The organism is Micromonospora sp. WMMD1102 (assembly GCF_029626265.1).
Taxonomy (GTDB): domain Bacteria; phylum Actinomycetota; class Actinomycetes; order Mycobacteriales; family Micromonosporaceae; genus Plantactinospora.
Genome location: NZ_JARUBN010000001.1, coordinates 4292058 through 4314257, shown reverse-complemented (window position 1 = coordinate 4314257; position 22200 = coordinate 4292058). Strand labels below are relative to the sequence as shown.

Annotated in this window: 21 protein-coding genes; 8 read left to right on the top strand and 13 right to left on the bottom strand. The window is 71.9% G+C overall.

Features of this window, described 5'->3' with window-relative positions; genetic code table 11:
- Positions 1–26 precede the first annotated feature (26 nt).
- The 6 genes from O7626_RS19190 to O7626_RS19165 are packed head-to-tail and all read left to right on the top strand — an operon-like array spanning position 27 to position 5552.
- The gene (locus O7626_RS19190) at positions 27–731 is read left to right on the top strand and encodes an alpha/beta fold hydrolase (RefSeq protein WP_278062541.1); all 705 of its coding nucleotides are present in this window, start codon (positions 27–29) and stop codon (positions 729–731) included.
- Positions 710–1327, top strand: coding sequence for a hypothetical protein (locus O7626_RS19185; protein WP_278062540.1), 618 nt, complete (start codon positions 710–712; stop codon positions 1325–1327). The genes O7626_RS19190 and O7626_RS19185 overlap by 22 nt, the downstream gene beginning before the upstream one ends.
- Positions 1324–2568 carry a (d)CMP kinase gene (locus tag O7626_RS19180; protein WP_278062539.1) on the top strand — a complete coding sequence of 415 codons (1245 nt, stop codon included), beginning with the start codon at positions 1324–1326 and terminating at the stop codon, positions 2566–2568. Before O7626_RS19185 ends, O7626_RS19180 begins: the two co-directional genes overlap by 4 nt.
- Positions 2565–3302: an alpha/beta fold hydrolase gene (locus O7626_RS19175; RefSeq protein ID WP_278062538.1), complete on the top strand. Its 738-nt coding sequence runs from the start codon at positions 2565–2567 to the stop codon at positions 3300–3302. Before O7626_RS19180 ends, O7626_RS19175 begins: the two co-directional genes overlap by 4 nt.
- Positions 3303–3345: 43 nt before the next feature.
- Positions 3346–4533 carry a TPR domain-containing glycosyltransferase gene (locus tag O7626_RS19170; RefSeq protein ID WP_278062537.1) on the top strand — a complete coding sequence of 396 codons (1188 nt, stop codon included), beginning with the start codon at positions 3346–3348 and terminating at the stop codon, positions 4531–4533.
- On the top strand, positions 4506–5552 hold the full coding sequence (locus tag O7626_RS19165) for an LLM class flavin-dependent oxidoreductase (protein WP_278062536.1): 1047 nt from the start codon (positions 4506–4508) through the stop codon (positions 5550–5552). The genes O7626_RS19170 and O7626_RS19165 overlap by 28 nt, the downstream gene beginning before the upstream one ends.
- A 189-nt stretch (positions 5553–5741) precedes the next feature.
- Here the strand turns inward: O7626_RS19165 and O7626_RS19160 are convergent, their stop codons facing one another.
- Positions 5742–6731 carry a hypothetical protein gene (locus O7626_RS19160; protein ID WP_278062535.1) on the bottom strand — a complete coding sequence of 330 codons (990 nt, stop codon included), beginning with the start codon at positions 6729–6731 and terminating at the stop codon, positions 5742–5744.
- 320 nt (positions 6732–7051) lie between these two features.
- On the opposite strand from O7626_RS19160, the gene O7626_RS19155 reads away from it, so the two are divergent.
- Positions 7052–7939, top strand: a complete 888-nt coding sequence (locus tag O7626_RS19155; protein ID WP_278062534.1) for a TauD/TfdA family dioxygenase — start codon at positions 7052–7054, stop codon at positions 7937–7939.
- A gap of 120 nt (positions 7940–8059) precedes the next feature.
- Here the strand turns inward: O7626_RS19155 and O7626_RS19150 are convergent, their stop codons facing one another.
- From O7626_RS19150 to O7626_RS19105, 10 genes are all read right to left on the bottom strand, one after another.
- On the bottom strand, positions 8060–9829 hold the full coding sequence (locus O7626_RS19150; RefSeq protein ID WP_278062533.1) for an ABC transporter ATP-binding protein: 1770 nt from the start codon (positions 9827–9829) through the stop codon (positions 8060–8062).
- Between the two features lie 74 nt (positions 9830–9903).
- Positions 9904–11904 (bottom strand): ABC transporter ATP-binding protein, encoded by a 2001-nt coding sequence (locus tag O7626_RS19145; RefSeq protein WP_278062532.1) that lies wholly within the window; start codon positions 11902–11904, stop codon positions 9904–9906.
- Positions 11905–11909: 5 nt separating this feature from the next.
- Positions 11910–13394: a glycoside hydrolase family 30 beta sandwich domain-containing protein gene (locus O7626_RS19140; protein ID WP_278062531.1), complete on the bottom strand. Its 1485-nt coding sequence runs from the start codon at positions 13392–13394 to the stop codon at positions 11910–11912.
- Between the two features lie 34 nt (positions 13395–13428).
- Positions 13429–14238 carry a hypothetical protein gene (locus O7626_RS19135; RefSeq protein ID WP_278062530.1) on the bottom strand — a complete coding sequence of 270 codons (810 nt, stop codon included), beginning with the start codon at positions 14236–14238 and terminating at the stop codon, positions 13429–13431.
- Positions 14238–14834 (bottom strand): class I SAM-dependent methyltransferase, encoded by a 597-nt coding sequence (locus O7626_RS19130; protein WP_278062529.1) that lies wholly within the window; start codon positions 14832–14834, stop codon positions 14238–14240. The genes O7626_RS19135 and O7626_RS19130 overlap by 1 nt, the downstream gene beginning before the upstream one ends.
- A 100-nt stretch (positions 14835–14934) precedes the next feature.
- The gene (locus tag O7626_RS19125; protein ID WP_278062528.1) at positions 14935–15243 is read right to left on the bottom strand and encodes an acyl carrier protein; all 309 of its coding nucleotides are present in this window, start codon (positions 15241–15243) and stop codon (positions 14935–14937) included.
- Positions 15240–16529, bottom strand: a complete 1290-nt coding sequence (locus tag O7626_RS19120) for an AMP-binding protein (RefSeq protein ID WP_278062527.1) — start codon at positions 16527–16529, stop codon at positions 15240–15242. Before O7626_RS19120 ends, O7626_RS19125 begins: the two co-directional genes overlap by 4 nt.
- Before the next feature lie 11 nt (positions 16530–16540).
- Positions 16541–17536, bottom strand: coding sequence for a radical SAM protein (locus tag O7626_RS19115; protein WP_278062526.1), 996 nt, complete (start codon positions 17534–17536; stop codon positions 16541–16543).
- Between the two features lie 161 nt (positions 17537–17697).
- Entirely contained in the window at positions 17698–18468 is a 771-nt protein-coding gene (locus tag O7626_RS19110; RefSeq protein ID WP_278062525.1) for a hypothetical protein, read from the bottom strand.
- The gene (locus O7626_RS19105; RefSeq protein WP_278062524.1) at positions 18465–19244 is read right to left on the bottom strand and encodes a hypothetical protein; all 780 of its coding nucleotides are present in this window, start codon (positions 19242–19244) and stop codon (positions 18465–18467) included. The genes O7626_RS19110 and O7626_RS19105 overlap by 4 nt, the downstream gene beginning before the upstream one ends.
- Before the next feature lie 333 nt (positions 19245–19577).
- Here O7626_RS19105 and O7626_RS19100 point away from each other — a divergent pair, with 333 nt between their 5' ends.
- Positions 19578–20921 (top strand): condensation domain-containing protein, encoded by a 1344-nt coding sequence (locus tag O7626_RS19100; RefSeq protein WP_278062523.1) that lies wholly within the window; start codon positions 19578–19580, stop codon positions 20919–20921.
- Positions 20922–20940: 19 nt separating this feature from the next.
- Here the strand turns inward: O7626_RS19100 and O7626_RS19095 are convergent, their stop codons facing one another.
- Both O7626_RS19095 and O7626_RS19090 read right to left on the bottom strand, forming a co-directional pair.
- On the bottom strand, positions 20941–21183 hold the full coding sequence (locus tag O7626_RS19095) for an acyl carrier protein (protein WP_278062522.1): 243 nt from the start codon (positions 21181–21183) through the stop codon (positions 20941–20943).
- Positions 21184–21271: 88 nt separating this feature from the next.
- Positions 21272–22168, bottom strand: coding sequence for an alpha/beta hydrolase (locus tag O7626_RS19090; protein ID WP_278062521.1), 897 nt, complete (start codon positions 22166–22168; stop codon positions 21272–21274).
- Positions 22169–22200 lie beyond the last annotated feature (32 nt).

The following is a 22200-nucleotide window of genomic DNA, read 5'->3' as shown; positions in this document are numbered from 1 at the left end:
TGCCCGGGCCGACGGAGCCGGTGTGGGTGGCGCGGCCACCGGGCGCCCCGTCCGCCGTCGTGGTCCTCCTGCACGGCCTCGGCGAGAACCGCACGGGCAACAACTACCTGTTCCGGGACCTCGCGGACGGCTGCCTGCGCGCGGGCTTCGCGGCGGTCCGGTTCGACCTGCCCGGCTGCGGGGAGAGTCGCCAGGAAATGGACATCCGCGCCTGGGATCTCCGAATCGCGGAGGTGACCGCCGCGATCGACCGGTGGTCTCCCGGCACGACGGTGCACTGGGTGGCACGGGGCCTCTCCGGCGGCCTGCTGCCCGACCGGCCCGGCGACCGGCTCCGCGTCGTGCTCAGCCCGCCCTCGTCAGCCGAGCTGCTGTCCCGGCTGCCCGCCGACGCGACGACGTTACGGCCGCGGATCCCGCTGCCTGCGGACGAGGTCGCGCTCTGGACGGCGTTGGGCGCGGAACCGAACCTGGTCGGTGGGCTACGCGTCCCGGTGGATCTGGTGCGGGCCCTGGCCGAACGCCTCACCCCGGCCCGGTACGACCTCGCCGTCCTGCCGGCGGAGGACCCGGTCGCCGGCCCGGCGGTGCCGCTGTCGACCGCCGGACCTTCGGTACGGATGGCGACCGCCGACCCGCTGTTCCGGTTCGAGTCCGACCGGGTGGCGTTGGCAATGCTCGTTCCGCAGCGGTTGAGGAGGTGGCGACAGTGGCTTCCGGCACCTTCGTGACGGTCAGCGGTGTCGACGGCAGCGGCAAGTCGACCCTGGTCGCGGCGCTCGCGGCGCGGGCGCGGACCCTCGGGCGGTGGACCGACGTGGTGACGCTCCGCCCGCTCCAGGGCGATTCCGAGCTGGTGCGCCGGGTCCGGCGACTCTCCACTCCGGACCCGGCGTGGCCGGTCCGGGAGCGCTGGCTCGCCGGATACTTCGGCGTGCTGCTGCTCGACGCGGCCGAGCGTCTGGTCCTGCCCGCTGTGCGTGACGGTGCCCTCGTGGTGACGGACCGTTGGGTGGTCGACCACCTGGTGAACCAGTCGTACTTCGGCGTCGACCTCACGGAGTGGCTGCCGGTGCTGGAGCGGTTGCCGACGCCCGACCTCGCACTGTGGGTCGACGTACCAGCCGACGTCGCGGAGGTCCGGGTCTCGGCGCGTACCCGGCCCGGTGTCGGTGCGGGTGGGCCGTTCCTGCGGCACGCGGTCGCCCGCTTCGCCGAGCTGGCCGCGTCGACGCACGAGCGGGTGGACGGCACCGCACCGCCGGAGCGTACGGCGGAGGAGTGCCTGGCCAGGATGCTCGCGCAGCAGCCGCAAGGGGCGGCGTGAGGGGCGCCGACGTACCCGAGATCGTCACGATCGACGGTCTCAGCGGCGTGGGCAAGACGGCGGTTGCCCGCGAACTGGCCCGGACGCTCGGCTGGCGATGGCTCTCCGTCGGCATGGTCTACCGCGCCGTGGCGGCGGGTGGCGAGGCCCGCACGGATACCACCGTTCCCGCGATCGAGTTCGTCACCGCGGCCGACGGCATGCTCGACCCGGTGGTGCGGATCGGGCCCCACCGGTTCGCCGAGACCGACCTGCGGAGTACCGAGGTGGCCGCGCGGGCGAGCCGACTGGCGGTGGAGCCCGCCGTACGCGCGACGGTGCGGGACGCGGTGACCGCCGCGGCGGCGACCGCCGGCCTCGTCCTGGAGGGGCGGGCCACCCGCGACCTGGTGCCCCGGGCGTTGCACGTGTACCTCTGGGCGGACGGGGCCGAGCGGGCGGCTCGGGCCCATGCCATCGGCGAGCGGGTGGATCCCGGTCGGGACGCACGGGACCAGCGCCGCACGGCGCAGCCGCTGCGGGTCCACTCCGGCATGACGGTCTGGAACTCCACCCGGTTCGCCCTGGCGCAGACGGTCGCCGGGCTGGCCCGGCGGGTCCGGATCTCGCTGGGCAGCGCGGTGCCGGAGTTGGTGCTGCTGCACGCCGCCCCGGCCGTGGCCGCCGGCGCGGACCCGGCCGGGACCGTACGGTGGCACCTCGTCGACCCGGACGACCCGGCCGTGGCCGAACTCCTGGCCTCGGCCGACTTCGCCGTCTGGGTACCGCCCGGTGCCCGGCCGACCGCCCGCTGGGTGGATGCGCACCTGACCGTCCTGCTCGCCAGCAACGACGTCGTGACGGTCGGTGCGCCGGGGCTGTCGGGTCTCGCGCCGGTCGATCGCATCCTCGACGGATCCGGTCGCGCCGTCGCCCAGCAGAACACCGGATTCACCTGCGACATGCTGGCCACGCAGCCCCGCGCCGGGCGGTCCGTGCGCGACTGGTGGACGGCCGTCGCCGCGGACGCCCGCTGGGTGTACGTCCCCGGGGCCCGGTCCCCGGTGCCGGTGCCGGACGAGGTGCTGCACCTGCGTCGGCCGACCGAGCTGGACGCCGTACTGGACGGGTTGGCCGGGTCCGAGGGCCCGGTTGTGGTGGTGGACCACGTCGGGGTGCCGACCCTGGCACTGCTCGTCGCGGCGGCCCGTCCGGCGGGCGGGGCGCACGTGGTCGGACCGGAGTGGTGGGAGGCCGGATGACCGAGCGCGAGGAGCGGTACGTCGAGGTACCCGGCGGGTGGTGCTACACGGTGCTGGACCGTCCGGTCGCCGCTGTGACGGCGGTCGTGGTGTGCGCACACGGGCTGACCGGTGACCGCAGCGGCCCCGCCGAGCTGCTCGCCGACTGGGCGGTGGGGCTCGGCGCGACCGGTGCGGCCGTGCTGCGCTTCGACTTCCGTGGCTCCGGCGAGTCATCCGGTTCCTGGTTGGACACGACATTCGCCGGCATGACGAGCGACCTTGTCGCGGTCGGCGAGTGGGCTCGGGCGTCGATCGGCCCGGTGCCGCTCGTCACCGCCGGCATCAGCATCGGCGGGGTGCCGGCGGCCCTTGCCGCACCGGACCTCGACGCGGCGGGGACGCTGCTGATGTCCAGTGACCTGATCGAGGATGTGCGCTTCGAGGTGGCGGAAAGCATGCCGATCCGCGGAGGCGAGTTCCACCTGCCGCACGGCTTCTTCCGGGAACGTGAGCGACTGCACCCGCGCAGCACCCTGGCCACCCGCGGCCGGCCCTGGGGGCTGCTCTACGGCGCCCGGGACGACAAGCTGCGGCGGGCGGCGACCGAACTGGCGGCGCTCGGCGCGTGGGTACGGGAGATCGCCGACACCGACCACCTGTTCGGGTCGGTCGGGGCCCGGGACAGCCTCCTCGAACACAGCACCGGCTTCGTGGCCGACCTTCTCGGTGCGGCCCACGCGGCCCGCGAATGACGACCGGATCGGACGGCCGGCGACCGACTGAGGAGGACGTACGATGCGCATCGCTCTCTGCCTGATCGTCAAGGACGAGCTGCCGTTTCTGGACCAGTGCGTGGCGAGTGTCCGTGGCCTGGTCGACCAGGTCGTGATCGTGGACACCGGCTCCACCGACGGGACCGTCGAGCGGGCCCGGGCCCTCGCCGACGTGTTCGTGGAGTACCCGTTCGACGACGACTTCTCCGCGGCCCGCAACGCGGCGCTGGAGCGCGCCGAGGGTGACTGGGTGGTGTTCCTCGACGCCGACGAGCGGCTACCGGCAAACGCCGTGGAGCCGCTCCGGCACACGCTGGCAGCGGCCGGCGACGACGTGCTCGGCTGCCGGCTGATGCGATACAACTTCTTCGCGACCGGTTCCTTCTACAGCGGGCGGGAACTGCGGGTCTTCCGGAACCTTCCGCAGGTGCGCTACCGGCGCAGGATCAACGAGTCCGTCGCGGACGCGATCCGGGACGCGGGCGGCCGGGTCGAGGCCGCGCCCGTGCTGCTCAACCACTTCGGCCACTGCCGGCCGGTCGACGCGCGCGAGCGCAAGGCGCACCGGTACCTGGCGCTGATGGCGGAGCAGCTCCGGCAGCAACCCGACGACGGCGTGCTGGTGGGCTATCTGGGGCTCATCGAGCGGACCTTCGGCAACTTCTCCACGGCGCTGCGGCACTCCGAGGAGGCGGTTCGGATCGCACCGGACCGGGCGACCGTGTGGCTGTTCCGGGGGCACGTCCTGCGTTCCGTCGGCGACGACGTGGGCGCGCTGGGGGCGTACCAGCGGGCGACCGCGCTGGCACCGACGTCGGCGGCCGGGCACAACATGGTCGGCGTCCAACGCCACGTGCTGGGCGATCTCGACGAGGCCGCGCGGGCGTACGAGACGGCTCGTCGGTGCGATCCGCAGCTCGTGCACGTGGACGTCAACCTGGGCCTGCTCGCCCAGTCCCAGGAGAACTGGACCGAGGCGGTGACCCTGTTCCGCCGCGCCGGCAGGGCGAATCCCGCCTTCTTCGACGACCGCTGGCACGGCCGGGTCGAACGCGACCCGTACCGGCCGTTCTACAACGAGACGGTCTTCGGCTACGCGGGCCTCGGATACCACCTCGGATACTGCCAACTCCGCGCCGACGACGCCATCGAGCTGTCCGCCGCTCAGCAATTGGAGGGCACATGGAGTTCCACTGGTTCCTACCGCTGAGTCCCGACGTCGAACAGATCGGGCTGTGGCCGGAGGAAGGACCCGAGCCCACACTGCCGTACCTCACCGAGATCGTCACCGAGGCCGAGGCGGCGGGCTGCGCCGGGCTGCTCGTACCGGCGACGTTCCGCAACCACCACGATGCGCTGATCGCCACGGCCGCCGTGCTGGCGCGTACGGAGCGGGCGGCGTTGCTGGTCGCCGTACGGCCGTTTCAGTTCCATCCGGCGCAGTTCGCCAAGATGACGGCCACGCTGCTGTCCTGGTTTCCGGGTCGGCTCCGGCTCAACGTGGTGGGAGCCGGTGGCGACGAGCCGGCGATGCTCGGGGTCGGCGACGACCGGGAGGCGCGGCAGCGCCGGATGGCCGAGTGGATGGAGGTGTTCACCGGCGTACTGTACGGGGGCCGGACGTTCTCGTACGCCGGCGAGTTCTACCAGGTGACCGACTTCCTGATGGTGGAGTCGCCCACCGAGCGGGTGCCGATCTACCTGTCCGGGTCGTCGGCCGTCGCGCGTGCCCTACTCGCCCGCTACGGCACCCACTACCTGATGTACGGTCTGCCGCCCGATGCCGCCGCCGCGGAGGTGACCCGGCTGCGAGCGGTGCCGGACCTCTCCGCCGTCAGGATCTGCATGCGGCTGCACCTGATCGTCCGGCGCACCAGTGCGGAGGCGTGGGCCGCGGCAGACCACCTCGTCTCCCGGGTCGATCCCCGCGTCGCCGCCATCATGCGCAACGAGCGGCACGAGGCGGAGTCCAAGCTGAGTACCGTGCACAAGCTGGCCAGCTCGGACGAACTGGTCGTGGCGCCGAACCTGTGGGCCGGGGTCGGGACGGCGCGGCGCGGTGCGGCGCTGGCCCTGGTGGGCACCCCGGACGAGGTGACCGCACGGCTGGTGGAGTACCACGACCTCGGGGTCGACAGCGTGATCGTGTCCGGTTACCCGAAGCTACGCGAGGTGGCCCGGTTCCGTGAGCTTCTGCTTCCCCGGCTGCGGGAGGCGGGTCTCGCATAGCCGGTGCCGCTCGTCGAACCCTTCGGGCTCGAAGGCGCGTCGTGGCCGCGCCAACGCACGGCGCGACCACGACAACGGCTTACTTCTTGCTGCTGCTCGGTCCGACCTTGTCGGATACGACCACGACGCAGTCCCTCATCTGCAGCACCCCCTCTCCGAACTCGGTTCACCGGCGGGCCGGGCCACGGACTACTGGTATACGGCGACGCGACAGGGCTTCTCGATGCGCACGTCGCCGTATCGCTTGCGCCCGCCGGAGCCTGGTGCGAGCTTGTTTCCGCGAAGCTGGGACAGGGCGTGTGCGGATTGCTCGCCGTCGACGATCTCGGGGAGGCGGGTGGGGTGGACGCCGATCCGCACCTGCATCTTTTTCAGATACTCGATCTGTTTGATGATGCAGTAGCTGCAGTCCAGGCAGGTGTCGATGTTCTCCGACCAGGCGAACCAGGACGAGGTCATCTCGAGTTTGCGCGGCGCCCCGATCGTCAGAAGGTTGTAGTTGCTCAGGAGGTTGTCGACGTACACCTCGGCGCCGGTCAGCATGCGCACGAAGTTGATGTCCCCGGTCGATCCCTCGTGCAGAACCACCCGGTCGTCGCCCACCTGCAACCGGTAGCCCAGCGACGCCGCCACGTCGATCTTTCCGGGCGCGCCGATGTCGTGGACCCAGCAGCGCCGCTGCCGGGTCCAAGCCGCGGCACAACTCGTCTTGTGGAAGGCCCGCACCCCGAGTTCGTCGCAGTAGTCGAGCAGACGCAGCTCGACCGGACGCTCGATCTGCTTGCGCTTCTTCGCGTCGTGCAGACCGCCCAGCACGAGTTGGCCGGTGAGCTCCGCCGCGGCCTGGGCGAGCCGGCGCAGGTGTTCCGGGCTGTCGTTGCGGCGGCGGATGATCGGCCGGGTGAAGACGAAGACGTTGCGGAACAGTCCGGTGAGCGCGGCGATGAACCGCAACCGCTCGTCGAACGAGATGCCCCCCTCGTCCAGGCCGGTCAGTGAGTAGTACACGATGATGTTGTCGTTGTCGGCGATCTCGGCCAGCCGGGCGAGCACGTCGGGGTGGTAGCCGGCCTTGGTGAAGATGGCGATCGGCGCCTGGTGGGTGCGCAGCTCGGCCAGCTTGGTCACCGTGTTCGCCACCTGTTCCGGGATGAACGGATCGCCGTAGGTGTCGTTCACCGAGATCGGAATTTGCCTGGTCCATTCCGGTGCGTCATCGCCCGCATCCACCATCATCGAGTCTTCGTGGAAGTCCGTCGCCCGATCTAGGACCGTTAGCTGAAGCGTCCCCACCGGATGCGGGGCGACTGGCTGGGTGCATGAACTGTCGGATGGCAAGATGCCTCCCCCGTGTCCTAATAGACCAACCGCATCTACCAGAGTAGATATATATACTTGTCGAAGCAAGCCGTTTGGTGGGGGTCACCACCCGCGTTCAGGGAGGCACCGTGTCGTCACTACCCGCCGCGATTTCCGTAGCTCCGTTGCCGCGGTTTAGGATGCCGAACGAAATCCGGGACGCGATCGCCGCCGCCGACTATCCCAACCCGACGGTGTTGGCGGACCCCGTCCGGCAGCGTCACTCGCTCGACGCCCTCTCCGCCGGCATCCCCGGCCTGGACGCACTGCTGGCCGAGGCGCGGAGCCTGGTCGACGCCACCGGAGGCGTCATCGTCGAGAACTGCGCGATACAACCGGACGAAGCGGTGGCGGTGCTCTCCTCGGCGTTCGGCCCAGTGGTCGTGGAGGGCAACGGCATCCCGCCCGCACTCGTCTTCGACGTCACGCCTCGGCCGACCGCCTCGGGACTCTCCGACGCCGGCACCTCACGCGGAACCGGCGAGTTCGGCCTACACAGCGACTCCGCCAACTTCGCCCGACCGCACGCGTTCGTGTCCCTCGGGTGCGTACGCGCCGAAGTCGGCCACGGCGGGGAGTCGCTGCTCGTCAGCGCCGAGGCGATCGCGTCGACGCTGCTCGCCGAGGATCGCCGGCACAGCCTGCGGACACTCGCCGATCCGGTCTTTCCGTTCCCCAACTTCGAAGGGATCGTGCACGGCCCCATCCTGTGGCACACCAACGGACGGTGGTGGGTACGCTACCGCGAGCCGGCCTCCACCGCGGCCGACCGCTGGCCCGGCCTTGACGAGCCACACACCACCGCGCTGGCCGACTTCGAGGCCGTTCTCCGGCGTCCCGGCCTGGTGGCCGAGTTCGTGCTCCGTCCCGGCGACCTGTTCGTGCTCGACAACCGACGCTGGCTGCACGGTAGGCGCGCATTCACCGCAGCGGCCAACCGGCTGCTCAAGCGCTGCAAGATGCTCCTACCGCCGGAGGGGCTGTCCGAAATGGATTCCGGACGGGCTTCCGCTCCGACCGCCCCCTGACCAGCCCGCCGACCGCCCCCTGACCAGCCCGCCCGCCGGCCGGGCACCACCCGCCGCCGAGACCGCCCGCCGGGCACCACCCGCCGCCGAGACCACTCGACGGATCCGCCGGAGGCCGCCCTACCGGTAGCCTTCCGCCTGGCGGTGGTACATCCGCGCGTACCGTCCGCCGCGCGCGATCAGCTCCTCGTGCCGACCCTGCTCGGTGATCCGGCCGTCCTCCAGCACGATGACCAGGTCGGCGTCCCGCACGGTCGAGAACCGGTGCGTCACGAGCAGAGTGATGCTGCCGGAGCGGCGGGCGGCTGTGGCCATCCGACCGAACCGCTCGAACAGTGCGTGCTCGGCCGCCGGATCCATCGCCGCCGTCGGCTCGTCCAGCAACAGGAGCAGCGGGTCGCCGCGCATGCAGGCCCGAGCCATCGCCAGCAGTTGCCACTCGCCTCCGGACAGGTCCACCCCGCCGAACGAGGTGCCGAGCGGGGTGGCGTAGCCCTCCGGCAGCCGCTCGACCAGTTCGGCAGCGCCGGCCCGCTCCGCCGCGGCCACCACGTCGGCCTGGTCGAGCTGGCGCAGGTCGCCGAGGCGGATCGCCTCCCCGGCGCGCACCTGGAACCGCACCCCGTCCTGGAACGCGGCGGAGAGCCGCCCGCGCCAGGAGGCCGGGTCGAGCTGCTGCAGCGGGACGCCGTCGACCTCGATCCCACCGGACTTGGGCCGGTACAACCCGGACACGAGCTTCACCAGGGTGCTCTTGCCGGCGCCGTTGACACCCACCAGGGCCACGGTGGCACCCGCCGGCAGGTGCAGGTCGACGCCGCGCAGCACCCCGTCCACGCTCTCGCCGTACCCGAAGGAGACGTTGCGGAGCGTGATCCCGTGCCGCAGCCGTGCCGGCGTCGGCCGGTCCCCGGAGTCGGGCCGAGAGGCCCGCTCCCGCAGCGCCTGGTAGTACTCGGTCACGTGCCCGGCCAGCGAGGCCCGGTGCGCCGCCTGGATGGCGAAGTTGATCTGGACGAGGAGCTGGGTGCCGAGCGAGAGCACCAGCACGGCGTCTCCGACGGTCGCGGTGCCCCGGGCGACCATCCGGCTCACCACCAGCAGCGCGGCGACCAGCCCGCCCACGTACGCCGCCCAGCCGAGCACCTGCCAGGCCGCCGCCACCAGATGTGCCCTCGCCTCGATCCGCCAGGCGCCGCGCCACAGCTCGGCGGCTCGGGCGCCGAGCATCGGGGCGGCTCCCGCGACCAGGACCTCCTTCGCCGACTCCGGGCGCAGGATCGTGTTCTGCAGGCGCTCCTCGAGCCGGATCGAACCCGTCGCGCGCTCGCGGGCGTCCCGGACCCGGCGCAGCCCCGCCCGGTTGGCCAGCAACGGCGGAACGGCCAGCGCCACCAGCAGCCCGAGGACGGGATGGACGTCCGCGAGCAGCCCGACGCAGAGCATGATCCCGAAGGCCGCGGTGGCAAGCTCGCTGATCGCGCTGAGCCCGCCGGCGAGCTGCCAGGTGCTGTTGCGGAGCAGCGACGCCCGGTCCAGGAAGCGCGGATCGTCGAAGTGCTCGAGCGTGGGGATCCGGGCGGACCAGGCGACGATCTCCCGGTTGAGCAGGATTCCGAACCGCTCGATCAGGTAGAGCCGGAGGTTCGACTCGATCCGGCCGCAGGCCGCGGCCATCGTGTGTGCGACCACGCCGACCGCGACGGCGGCGAGCAGGCCGGCCACCAGGCCGTCCATGGCCGAGTCGACCAGCCAGCGTTGGCTGAGCCCGGTGCCGGCGGTGCTGCTGGCGAGGGCGAGCGCCATGACAGTGACCCCGACCGCCCGCCACCGGTCGCCGGCAGTGGTCAACCGGACCAGGTCGGTCAGCATGGTCCAGCGGGCCCGCACCGAATCGCGTATCCGGCCGTAGGACCGGCCGGCCGGACCGCGCGCCACGGAACCCGCGGCGCCGCCGTTCCGACTCACGACTGCCCCGGGGCGGCGAACCGGGCCGCCTGCATGTGGTACAGCCGGGCGTACTCGCCCTGCCGCGCCATCAGCGTGTCGTGGTCGCCGGCCTCCGCGATCCGGCCGCCGGAGACCAGCAGGATCGTGTGCGCCGGCCGCACGGTGGAGAGTCGGTGCGAGATCAGTACGACGGTCACGCCCGGCATTGCCGCCACGATCTGTCGGTGGAAGTCGGCCTCCATCTCGACGTCGAGATGCGCGGTGGGTTCGTCGAGCACGACGATCCGGCGACCGTATGCCACCGCGAACAACACCCGGGCCAGCGCCACCCGCTGCCACTGCCCGCCGGAGAGGTCGACTCCGCCCGGAACCCCCGACCACAACGGGGTGTCGATCCCGTCCGGTAACTGGTCGACCAGCTCGGACAGACCCGCGCGGTCGATCGCGGCCCGTACCCCGGCGACGTCGTCAGCCGCCTGCGGCGCTCCCATCGCGAGGTTCGTCCGCAACGACTCGGGATACCGCACGAAGTCCTGGAAGAGCACGGCGAGCTGGGTACGCCAGGCGGCCGGTTCGATCTCGCCCAGTGGTACGCCGTCGACGGTGATCCGACCGGCGGTCGGCTGGTACAGGCCGGCGAGCAGCTTGATCAGGGTGGTCTTGCCGGCACCGTTGCGACCGACCAGTCCGACGACCGTGCCGGGTCGCAGTTCGAGGGTCAACTGGTCGAGAACGGTGGCGGATGCGCCCGGATAGCCGAACGTGACGCCGTCGAAGCGGACCATCGGCGGCTGCTTCCCCTGCCCCGACGCGCCGTCGCCCGGCGAGCCGGCCGGTGGCACCGCCGTGCCGGTCGCCGCCACCACGGGCGGCCGGGAAGCAGGGGCTGGAGCCTCCGCCGGGCGCGCGTACCGGCGCAGCAACCGGTCGTGCGCGGCCACGGTCAGCGCGCCGTACTCGATGTCGAAGACCTCGGTGCCCAGGAAGCTCAGCCCGAACAGGCCCCAGGCGGCGAGCACACAGGTGACCATGGTGTCGGCCTCGATGGTGCCGTGCAGGGCCGCGTACCCGGGGACCCCGAGCGCGAGCCCGGCGGCGAGCGCGGACAGCGCCACGACCGGACCCTGCGCGCGCACGGTCCGGAGGATGGCCCGCCACGTGCCGGCCATTCCGCCGACCTCGTCGCGTTGGTACCGCCGCACCGTCCAGTAGTCCAGACCGAAGATCCGCATCTCCTTGCCGGCCTCCGGTTCGGTCGCCAGCCCCGCCCAGTACCGTGCCCGGCGTTGCCGCCGGCCGCCCCCGCGCCGGATCTCCGCGATGTGCATCCAGTGCCTGCGCAGCAGGGCCCGGATCGTCAGGGTGATCGCCAGCAACACGACGGCGAGCAGCACCGAGAACCGGGCCAGCACGGCCGCACCGGCCAACCCGCTGGCGAGCCGGAGCAGTAGTGCGGTCTGGCCGGTCGCCGCCGCCCCCGGGGAACGAGCCCGACCGTTGCCCAGACCGAGGTCGCCGGCCTGTTCCGCGTCGGTCTGGAACGTCGAATCCTCGATCAGCCGCAGATCGGCCGGGGCCACGGCCAGCTCCCGCAGGCGTTCCCGCAGCGCGCCGTTGATGCTCTGGGTGACGACCGTGCCGACGAAGCCCTGGAGCGACTCGGCCGCCCTGCCGGCCAGCATCAGCGCGCCCAGGATCACCACGGCGCCCAGTGCGTCGTCCCGAGCGGCGGCCGGGGAGCCCGCCCCGTCGGCCAGAACGGCCACCAGGTGCCCCCCGGCCAGCGCCACGAGCACGGGGTTGAACTCGATCATCGCCCGGACGGCGACCAGGCCGACCGTGGCCCGGGGGTCGACGAGCCGGAGCAGCCCGAGCAGGCGCAGCCGCTGCCGGATGGCCGCGACGCGGCGGACCCCGCGCCCTCGGACCGAGCCGATCGCGCGCCCGAGCGGCGTCGCCGCCGGACCGGTCGCTGGCTCCGCAGGGGTGGGCTCGGCGCCGGTGGTCGGCGCCACCCCGGTCACCGAGTCGGACCCGGGCGCCGGTCCCGGCCTGCGGGCTCCGCTTCAAGCAGGACGGTGGTCAGCGACCGGGGCGGCAGTGGTAGCGCCGTGGACGCCGGCCGGGTACCGGTGGCCGCGAGATCGTGGCTCTCGTCGGTCAACCACGTGCGCAGCGTCGCCGGGTCCGTTGCGCCGAGGTCCAGGCCGACGTCGATCGGGGTGGTGTCGAGGTTCAGCAGGTTGACGATCGTTCCACCGTCGGGGTTCTGGAACGCCGACACCTTCACCGTGTCGGCCCCGGACACCTCGGCGTCGATCCGGTGCGCCCCCGGCCGGATGAAGCGGCTGTACGCGGCGACCGCCCAGAACCGCTTCGAGACGTGGTAGTCGGTGCCGTCGGCCTGGATCAGCGCCCGGGTCGGACCCGTCGAGATGCCGAACCAGTACAGGTAGCCGCCGACCTCGGCCATGGTGAGCGCGTCGTTGATGTCCTCGGCGAGCCGGATGCCGTCACACCGCCGGTCGCTGTCCCACCGGTCGTTCCACACGCCCACCCGCAGGTTGACGTCCGGGTCCCACTCCGACATCCAGGTTTGCCGTTTCGTCGGCAACGGCCAGCGGGCGCGGGTCCGGTAGTTGTGACCGGCGTGTATGTCGACCCAGCGGGCCGCCTCCGGGTCGGCCTCCACCGCCGCGGTGTAGGCCGCCTGCTGCTGCCAGGTCATCGCGTCGCAACTGACCAGCGACAGCGGCAGGCCGGACCTTTCGATGGCCGGGCCCAACACCTTGACGAAGTCGACGACGTGGTGCGGCTCCAACCGCATCAATGCGTAATGCACGACATGGTCCGGCATGTTGAGGAGCAGATCGGGCTCGTTGGCGAAACCGAGATCGGTGATTTCGACACCGCACTCGCGGTAGAACCGCACGTACTGCAGGAGGTATTCGGCGTACGTCGCGCGCCAGTCACCGTCCTCGGGGGAGGTGCCGGGCATCCCGCGGACCACGCCGTCCCCGACATCGCTGCCGTTGTGCAGCATGTACCCCGGCGCGCTCCACGCATTGGCGAAGAACCGCCGTACGCCGTACCGTACGGCCTGCTGCGCCAGCCACACCTGCCCGTGGTCGTCGCCGTCCCACTCGTACTTCAGCGGCTTGTCCGGCCCGCCCGGATCGGTCGGCGCGATGGATCGCATGGGCCCCTCCTGCCCCGCGGTGGTGGAGCCGATGCCCAGCCGCAGGATCGACAGCCCGGCACCCACGTCGGCGCGAAAGAACAGGTCCAGAATCTCGCGGCACTGCTCGGGCGAGAGCCCTTCGGAGCCGCGCAGCAGATTGGCGCGTTGGAAGGCCTGACAGAAACCGAATCCGTCCATCCGCTGCCGGACCTGGTCGTGGTGGACCTGTGCTGTCACAGCCATCGCACGCCCCCGTCGTCGTGCCAGCCAAAGACACTGTCGGACGTCTATGTTATGTATATCTTTCACGACTTGTCCAGGCATCGCACTGCCGGCGGTGCGGCGGACCGGCAGTCAGTCAGTCGGTCGTCGCGGCGACCGGTCGGGACCGGTCCAGCTCCGTGGTGAAGCGTGGATCGTCGGCGAACCTGCGCTGCGCCCGCCGGCTCAGTGTCGCCGCCAACGCCGCCGGGGCCGAGGGCGGCGGTGCGGTGCCGGCCGCCGGGCCGATGGAGAGCCACATGACGCCGCGCCCCCGGTCGACCGCCACCTCTCGGGTCGGCCTCTCGACCCAGGGCGGGGCGGACAGCGCCGCCCGTAGCGTCCGGGTCACCGCCTCGACCCGGCCGGCGATCTCGTGGGCGTCGCCGGGCGCCAGGCCGGAGCCGTCGACCAGGGCCCGCACCATGTGGCCGGCCAGGGCGAGCTGTCCCGGGCCAGGCTCGACACCCAGCTCGCCGCGCACGAACAGGTGACTGCTCAGGCACGCCACGAGCTGGGCGCGTACCGCCTGGTCCCGCTGCTCGGCGGTCTTCGGCCAGGGGTGGTCGAAGTCGTACGGGCCCTCGTCGACGCAGTGCGCCGCCTCGTGACAGACGACCGCGGCCGGGTGGTCGGCCGGATCGCGCGCCGTGAGGTCGATCCGCACATGCGCCAGGCGTCGGGAGAACATCCCGCAGGACCGCCCCTGCGGGCTGTGGATCGGGCCGTCGCTCACCTGGTATCCGAGGGTTGCCAGAATGGCCCGCGCGACCGGCTCGGCGGCTCCCGGCGACGCGGGTCGCGGTGGAGGAGAACCGCTGTCGACGTGTTGACCGGCGGCGCCCGGCGCGGCGTCACGCAGCCGTTCGAGCAGCCCGACCACGGTGGCGACGTCGACCCGGGACATCAGGGCCGCCGCACCGCGACGACCGTCGACAAGTCCGGGGCCAGCCGTATCTCGGTGGCCAGCAGCGCCGGATGCTCCAGCCAGGACAACCGGGCCCGGTCGGGTGCGCCCTCGTGCGTCGGCGGCCATTCGCGAAGCGGGGTGAAGTCGTCGATGACGAGCACACCGCCCGGGGTGAGCATCCGCTCCGGGTCGACGGCACCACCCTTCTTGCCGTTGCCGCCGCCGTCGACCACCAGCAGGTCGAACGGACCGTGGTCGTTGATGGCCGTCCAGTCGGCGCGGATGATCGTCACGTCGGGCATCTCCGCGAAGAGCTTGCCGGCCCGCTCGGCGCGTTCCGCGTCGCGCTCGACACTGACCACCCGCACCCCTGGGCGCGCACCGGAGACCAGCCAGGCGAGTCCCACCCCGCACCCCGTGCCGGTCTCGCCGATCCGTCCGCTCGCACCGGCCGCCAGCGCGTGCAGCAGGCGGCCCTGCTCGATCCGACACGAGTTCGGAAAGTCCAGTTCGACGGCCAGCGCCACGGCCGCGGAGACCAGGTCCGGCAGGTGGGCCTCGGTCGTGTGGCTGTCGGTTCCGCGATTCGACATGGCGGTTGGCGCACCCTTTCGTCGCTGGAGAAGCCGTTGGCGGAGGTGCCCTGCGTGGCTGCCGCCACGCAGTGTCGCACGCTGTCCGTCGATCCGTGGGTCACGCCGTGCCGACCAGGGCTCCGGCCGTGAAGAGGCAACCCGACCAGCCCAGCAGGCAGCGGCGCCCCGGGTCCGTCAGCACCTCGTCGTCGAGCTCGACGCCGGTCTCCGATTCCAGCCGGGTCGCCACCTGCATCCAGTCGAGTGAACCCAGCCCCAGCAGGGCGAAGTCGGTGGACCGGAGCTCGGCGTCGGCGAGTAGCGCGGCAACCGAGACCCGGGCAGTCCCTTCGCCGGCCAGGGCGTCCACCACCGCCGTGGCGACCAGGTGTTCGCATGCGCGCAGCCGCGCGTCGTCCGGGCTCATCCGGCAGCTCCTCCCCGAACCAGCGCGGCGATCCGCTCCCGGTCGGGCTTGCCGACGGCGTCGCGCGGCAGCCTGGCGCAGCGCACCACCCGGGGAGCCGGGACACCGTCCGGCAGCTCCGCGAGGTGGGCGTCGATGTCGGCACCGCTCGCCCCGGTGCCGGCGACCATGGCGTACAGAGTCTCGATCTCCGGGGCCGTCGGGTCGGCCATCGCCAGCAGATACACCGCCTCGACGCCGGGAACACCGCGCAGCAGGCGTTCGAGGTGGTATGCGTCGACGAACCGCCCGTTGACCCGCAGTGCCGGCCGGAGCCGTTCGACGAAGTGCACCACCTCGCCGTCGCGGTGCACGAGGTCACCGGTGCGCCACTCCCGACTCGGCGGTGTCGCTGCCCCCAGATAGCCCTCGACCGGCGCGGCCAGGCGCAGCCGCAGCTCTCCACGTACGCCAGGGGGCGGGTGCAGGATCTCGACCCCGGCGACGGGCCGCCCGATGCCCCGGTCTCCGATGAACGTCCCGCCGGTCTCCGTGCTGCCGTAGCCACGGGTCAGGTGCACACCGAACCGGCTGGCGAAGGCCGCGTCCAGCTCGTCACCGACCTGCCCGGCACCGACGATGGCGCGGCGCAGCACTCCCGAGCCGGGACGGCGCGGTGTGTCGGCAAGTAGCCGGGCCAGCGGTGCGGTCAGCGCCACCACGGTGGCCGCACCGCTGTCGATCTTCCTGGCCACCGTGGAGGGTCGGACCATCGGGGCGGCGTCGACCGCGCAGCCGCCGAGCATGGCGCTCATCGCGACACCCCAGCCGTACGAGTGGGTGAGCGGAACCGGCACGAGCACCCGGTGAGTGGGATCGAGCGACAGGCCGGTGACGTAGCCATCGGACTCCGTCAGCACGCTCGGCACGCCGCGCTTGACGATCTTCGGCCGATCGGTGCTGCCGGAGCTGAGATGTAACACGGCGGTGCTGGCGAGCCCGTCCGGCGGTGGGCCCGGAGCCGGTGGCGGGGCGCACAGGTCGGTGCCGAGTCGGAAGGCGCGCTGACCGACCGGGGTGTCCGGGCAACTGCGGCACGGCATCGGCACCGCGTCCAGCAGCCAGGCGGCAAGCGCGGCCACCAGTACGTCGCCGCCGTGCAGACCCTCCAACGCCACCACGTCGCCCGCCCGTACGCCGACCGTATCGAGCCGGTCGCGCAGGCGGTCGACCTCGGGCAGCAGTTCGGTGCGCTGCGCCGCACGGTCGAGAACGCGGACGGCCAGGTCCCGACGGCCGCTGCTCATCGGGTGTCCGTTCACCCTCGGCGGCCGGCGCCGGTGGGCAGGAAGACCGAGCCGCGGGTGCGCAACCCGGCCCCGGCCACGATGTCCCGGACGTGCTGCAACCGGACGATGTACCGCTGCCTGCCGTAGATGAGATAGCGTCCACGGTCCGCGTCGCCGGTGAAGTTGACGGTCAGCACGTTGGCGCCGGCGGCGAGGCCCCGCGACTGTCCGCCCGCGTCCGCCTTCTCCAGCGCGCTCACCGACGGAACGAGCAGGTGCGGATAGCAGATCCGCAGGCAGGCGATGACGTTGAGGGCGAGGTCGAGCGAGCCGGCCGGCGCGTCCGCGAGCGGTGTGTCCGGGGCGGGCACGAACGGGCTCACACTGCACATGTGGACGCCGAGTTGGCCGGCCAGCTCGATGTCCTGGACGATGCTGTCGAGGCTCTGTCCCGGCAGGTCCGAGATGAGCCCGGTGCCGACCTTGAAGCCGAGGTCCAGCAGGTCCCGCATGCAACGCAGCCGTGAATCGAGAGTCTCCTTGCGAATCTGGAGGTGTAGCCGGGGGTCGCTGGTCTCGTGTTTGAGGATATAGCTCGTCGCGCCGGCGCGCCGCAGTCGGGCGTACTCGGCCCGGGCCAGGTTTCCCAGGTTGAGCAGGATCTCGACGCGGTTGTCGTAGAGTTCCCTGATGGCCGGGATCGCCTTCGTCACCGCGGCGAGTGTCCGTGGCGTTTCCCCACCCTGCAAGAGAATGACGTCAATACCGGCGGCGTGTATCTCGCGGGCACGACTGAGGATGTCCTCGCTGGTCATCACGTAGCGGTCGTTGTAGCGGGCGTTGCCGCGCCGCATGGGACAGTAGTCACAGTCGACCCGGCAGACGTTGGTGATTTCCACTACACCGCGCAGGATCACGGTCTTCCCGAAGTGCTCGTCGCGGACGCGGCGCGCCTCCTCGAACAACTCCTGTTGTCGACCTGCGCTGGCCTGGATCGCCTCCCGGATCTCAGTCGAGGAAAGCATGCCCACGGCCGTTCACACACTCTGCTTGGCACTGGTTTGTGTTCCGCGCAGGAACGCGGGTGCCAACCATGATGTACCCCCGTACGTGCCGAAAACCTGCGAGCCCTCAGAATAGGCAGACCCGAGCGCGCCAGGCAACCATCAGCAGCGGTCAATGCGTGTCAAGAACGCGCGCTCGGGGGAGTGGGCGGCACCGACGACGCCACCGCCTCGACCACAAGCTCCCCCACCGCCATCCGCGCCTCGACACTGGCGATTCCGTGTATCTTCGTCGTCGCCGAGTGAATCAGCAGAGCCGGTAGGGCACGTGGGAAACCGGTGCCGAATCGCTCCGTCACCGCCGACAGGAAGGGCTCCCGGTCGGTGTCGTCCGGACCGTACGCCACGACGACACGGACGCCCGAGCGGACGGCGGCCTCCAGCTTGTCGAGCAGGTCGACGGTCTCGGCCGCGTACCCGGGTGTGCCCGGTCGGGCGGTGCCCAACGGCGGGACGAGTAGGACGAGACCACGCAGCCCGTCGACCCGGCCGACACAGTCGAGCGCGGTTCGGGCCCCGAAACACTCGCCGACGATCACCAGATCGGTGCCGCCGCGCTCGCGGACCCGCCGCGCTGCCGCGCAGGCATCGGCGGTGGGCGGTCGGAGCGGGTCGGCCGGGTCCGCCGTGCCGCCACTCTCGCCGACGCCGTGGACGTCGAGCCGTAGCGCCAGACTGCCGTGGGCGGCCAGCTCGCGCGCGACGTCCACCCAGACGCGTGCGTTTCCGACCGAGGAGATGCCGGCGCCGGGCAGCAGCAGCACCCCGGTCCCGCCGGACCAGTCGGCCGGCACCGACAACACCGAGAACAGCGGGTACGGGCCACCGTCGAGAAGACAGAACTCCTCGACGACTCCACTGTGCTGCGTCGGCGGCACCTGCGGCACCGTCACGCCACCCGCCGCGCCAGCCGGTCGGCCAGCCAGCCGGTCGACCGCGCCACGAGACGATCCGGTACCGGCCAGTCGTGGTCCAGTAGCCACCAGTTCAGCCGGGTCGGCTCGGTGCCGGTGTCCACCGCGCCCCCCGCCGCCGTCAGCTCGCCGGCCAGCATCCGCAGCCGCTCGTGGCCGACCGCGGTCCCGGTGAGATCGAGCAGCAGCGTCGGAAGGACCGTGGCGCGGAGCGATCCGCGCAGTGACCGGCCGGTCAGGCTGGCATAGAGCCGCGCGGTGACGACGTGCCCCAGCACGTCGACGTCCTGGCCGGCGCGCAGCCGCGCGAACAGGTCGCTGGCCTTCACCCGTTCCCGTCGGGTGGCGCCGGCGGCTCGCACGAACGAGGCCCGGAACGCCTCCCGGAAGAACGACTCGGGTTCGTGCGTGGGTTCCCAGAGCAGCAGGGCGCAGGCACTGCGCCGCGCCGCCTCGGCGGCAACCAGCGCACCGATCCGGGTGCCGACGAAGGCGACCCGGGCACCGCCGGTCTGGCCGACGAACTCCGCCGCGACCCGGGTCACGTCGGACACCATGCTCTCGAAGGTGACCTCCCGCTGATCGCCCTCACTGTGCCCGGTGCCCCGGTAGTGCGGGCGTACGGCTGTCACGCCTCGGGCGGCGAGCGCCCGGCCGAGCAGCACCTCACTGCGACAGGTCACCAGCGCGTCGGTGAGAACGGGCGGGCAGATCACCACGACATCGTCACCCGCGGGCCGCTCGGGCAGACTCACCGCAACGAAGATCCGATCACCGGGCGGGCCGTCGAGGCGGTACCGGTCGGGCATTACACGCCCGGCACAAAGTCGGTCATGCTCGTCCCTCGGGTCGGGCGGAGCGGGAAACCCACGGTCACGCCGATGCTAGGGACGGGGCGAAGGGCCCGTCAACCGCCGACGCGACCGCTTGCCGCATCGGCGTACAACGATGTAGCGTCGTACGCCATGCCGGCCCGCACTCAGTATCAGCGACGGCGAGCGCACCCGCGCCGCACGCCCTCGGACTGACCGATGGACGGCGAGCCGACGGTCGCCACGTTTTCCGGTGTCCGAAGTGGAGAGGCCCCGTTGACCTGGGGCCAGCGCGGCATCTGGCACGCGATCGAGCGCAACCTGCCGGGACATTACAACGTCTGCGTGTCGGTACCGGTGCCCCCCGACGTCCCGGCGGACGTCGGAACCGTGGCCGGCGCGGTCGGTCGGCTGCTCGACCGGCATGAGGCGCTGCGTACCCGGATCCTGGTCGCGGACGGCGAGCCGCGGCAGGTCGTGGAGCGGGCCGGCACGCTGCCGCTGGAGGTGGCGGAGTTCGCCGCGGCCGACCCGCACAGACTGGTCGAGCCGTGCCGAGCCGCCCCATTCGACTACCCCGCGGGTGACCTCCCGGTGCGGGTCGTCCTGAACACCGCCAACGGCACCGTCCGGGAGATACTGCTTGTCCTCTGCCACGTCGCGGTGGACATGCAGGCCGTGTTCATCGTCTGCGCTGACCTGACCGCGCTGCTCGCTGGCGAGCCACTGTCGGCGCCGGGCCCGCAGCCGCTCGATCTCGCCCGGCGCCAGCAAGAGGCGGCGGCCAGGCGCCGCTCGGCCACGTCGGTGGAATACTGGATCACGGAGTCCCGCCGGATCCGGTCACCGATGTTCGTCGACGCGGGGCCGCCGCAGAGACCGCCGTTCCGCAGCGCCGTGTTGACGTCACCCGCGGTCGGAGCGGGCGCCCGGATCCTCGCCACGCGGCACGGTGTCACCGATTCCACGGTGTACCAGGCGGCCTGCGCCGCGCTGCTCGGCAGATGGACCGGGCAACGTCGCTGCCATCTGCGGATGATCACGGACAACCGGTTCTGGCCGGGACACCGGGAAATCGTCACGCACCTGTGTCAGTTGGGACTGTTCGTCCTCGACCTCCCCGCCGACACCGGGTTCGTGGACCTGCTGGCGGAAACGGAACGCGCTGCCCTGCGGGCACACTGGCACGCCTACTACGACCAGGGCGAGCTCGACCGGGCCATCGACGAGCTGCAGCGCGGAACGGGCGGCACGGGGCATGCCGACTGCTACTTCAACGACAGCCGCTTCGACGGGCCGCCTGTCTGGACGGTCACCAGCAAGCCGGCGACCGACGACGCGCCGAAGCCACTGCCGTACGGCGATGGCACCGCGCCCGTCCGCGACGCCGACGTCTGGCGTGCCACGGCCCTGTCGACGTTCGGTTGGCAGCGCGACCCGGGGTGGATGCAGTGCAGCTTCTCGCTGCGGGTGTCCGGACCGTCCGCCGTGCCCAGCATTTCGTTGAGCGCCGACACCCGATATCTGCCGGCGCAGGAGATGGAGCGGTTCCTGCGCGCGTTCGAGGACCTTCTGGTCGAAGCCTGCCGCGACACGACGGCGGTCGACGTACCCCGATGAACCGCGCGGGACGCGTCCCTCAGGGCGCCCCCGCGTCCACCTCACGCAGCACGACGGCCGCCGACTCCAGGTTCTCGACCCGGAACATCTGCTCCGGATCGAGTTCCACGCCGAACCCGTCCTCGATCGCGGCCATCAGCGCCATGTGGTGGAACGAGTCCCACCGGTCGTCGGACCGGCGATCGAGTTCGTCGGCCTCGCTGGTGCCGGCGAGCTGGAACACCTCGATGAAGATGGCACGTAGCCGGTCCTCGACTGACACCGAACGCGCTCCGTCCCTGGGCCGTCTGATCTGCGCACATGGTATGCCCACCTGCTCCGCGTCGCCCGGTCGTCCCGGTCGTCGCCGCCTATCCCAGCACCGATCGCAGGAACGACAGGACCGGCTCGGTGACCTGCTCCGCCGGCGTACCGTCGAACACGTGCGTCCCGCCCGGCACGGCGATCAGCTCGACATGCGCGCCGGCGTCCGAGTACGCCCGCGCCAACTGCCGCGCCTGGCCGAACGGGACGAGCTGGTCGGCCGTGCCGTGCATGACCAGCAGCGGCGGACTCGCGGCGGTGACCCAGGTACACGGGCTGGCCCGGCGCGCCAGCTCCGGAACGCTCTGCACCGGCGCGCCGAGCAACTGGGACTCCGGAGAGTCCGGCTCGTCGGTCCACGGTGCCCCCTGCGCGGCCATCGTGGCGAAGTCGGTGGGGCCGTACCAGTCGACGATCCCGCGTACCGGTGCCGCTGGCGCCGTCTCCGCCTCCCCGTCCGGGCCCCCGCGACCGCGGGCGGGGGGCGAAGCGAGGGGTCCGGGCGAGTCAGGTCGCGCCAGGTCGGCCGTAACCAGTCCGGCCATCACCGCGAGGTAACCGCCGGCCGACTCGCCCCACACCGCCACCCTGGTCGGGTCGACGCCGAACCCGGCGACACTGTCGCGCAGCCAGTGCAGTGCCGCCAGTACGTCGTCGACGCAGGCGGGCCAGAGCGCCTCCCCGCTGAGCCGATAGTCGACGGACGCCACGGCGAAGCCCTGCCGGGGCAGCCAGTCGAAGATGTCGGCATCCGCGAGGACGGGCGGCAACCAGGCGCGGTGGCCCTCCCGGAACGCGCCGCCGTGGACGTAGACCACCAGGGGTGGGTCGGTCACCCCCTCGGGCACATGCAGGTCGAGCGCCAAGGGGCGAAAACCCGGCACCGTCCGGTAGAGCAGCTCGCGGTGCACGACCACCGACGTGGCACGTCGCGCCTCTGGCACCATCTCGATGGTTCTCAGCCCTCCCCGCCGGC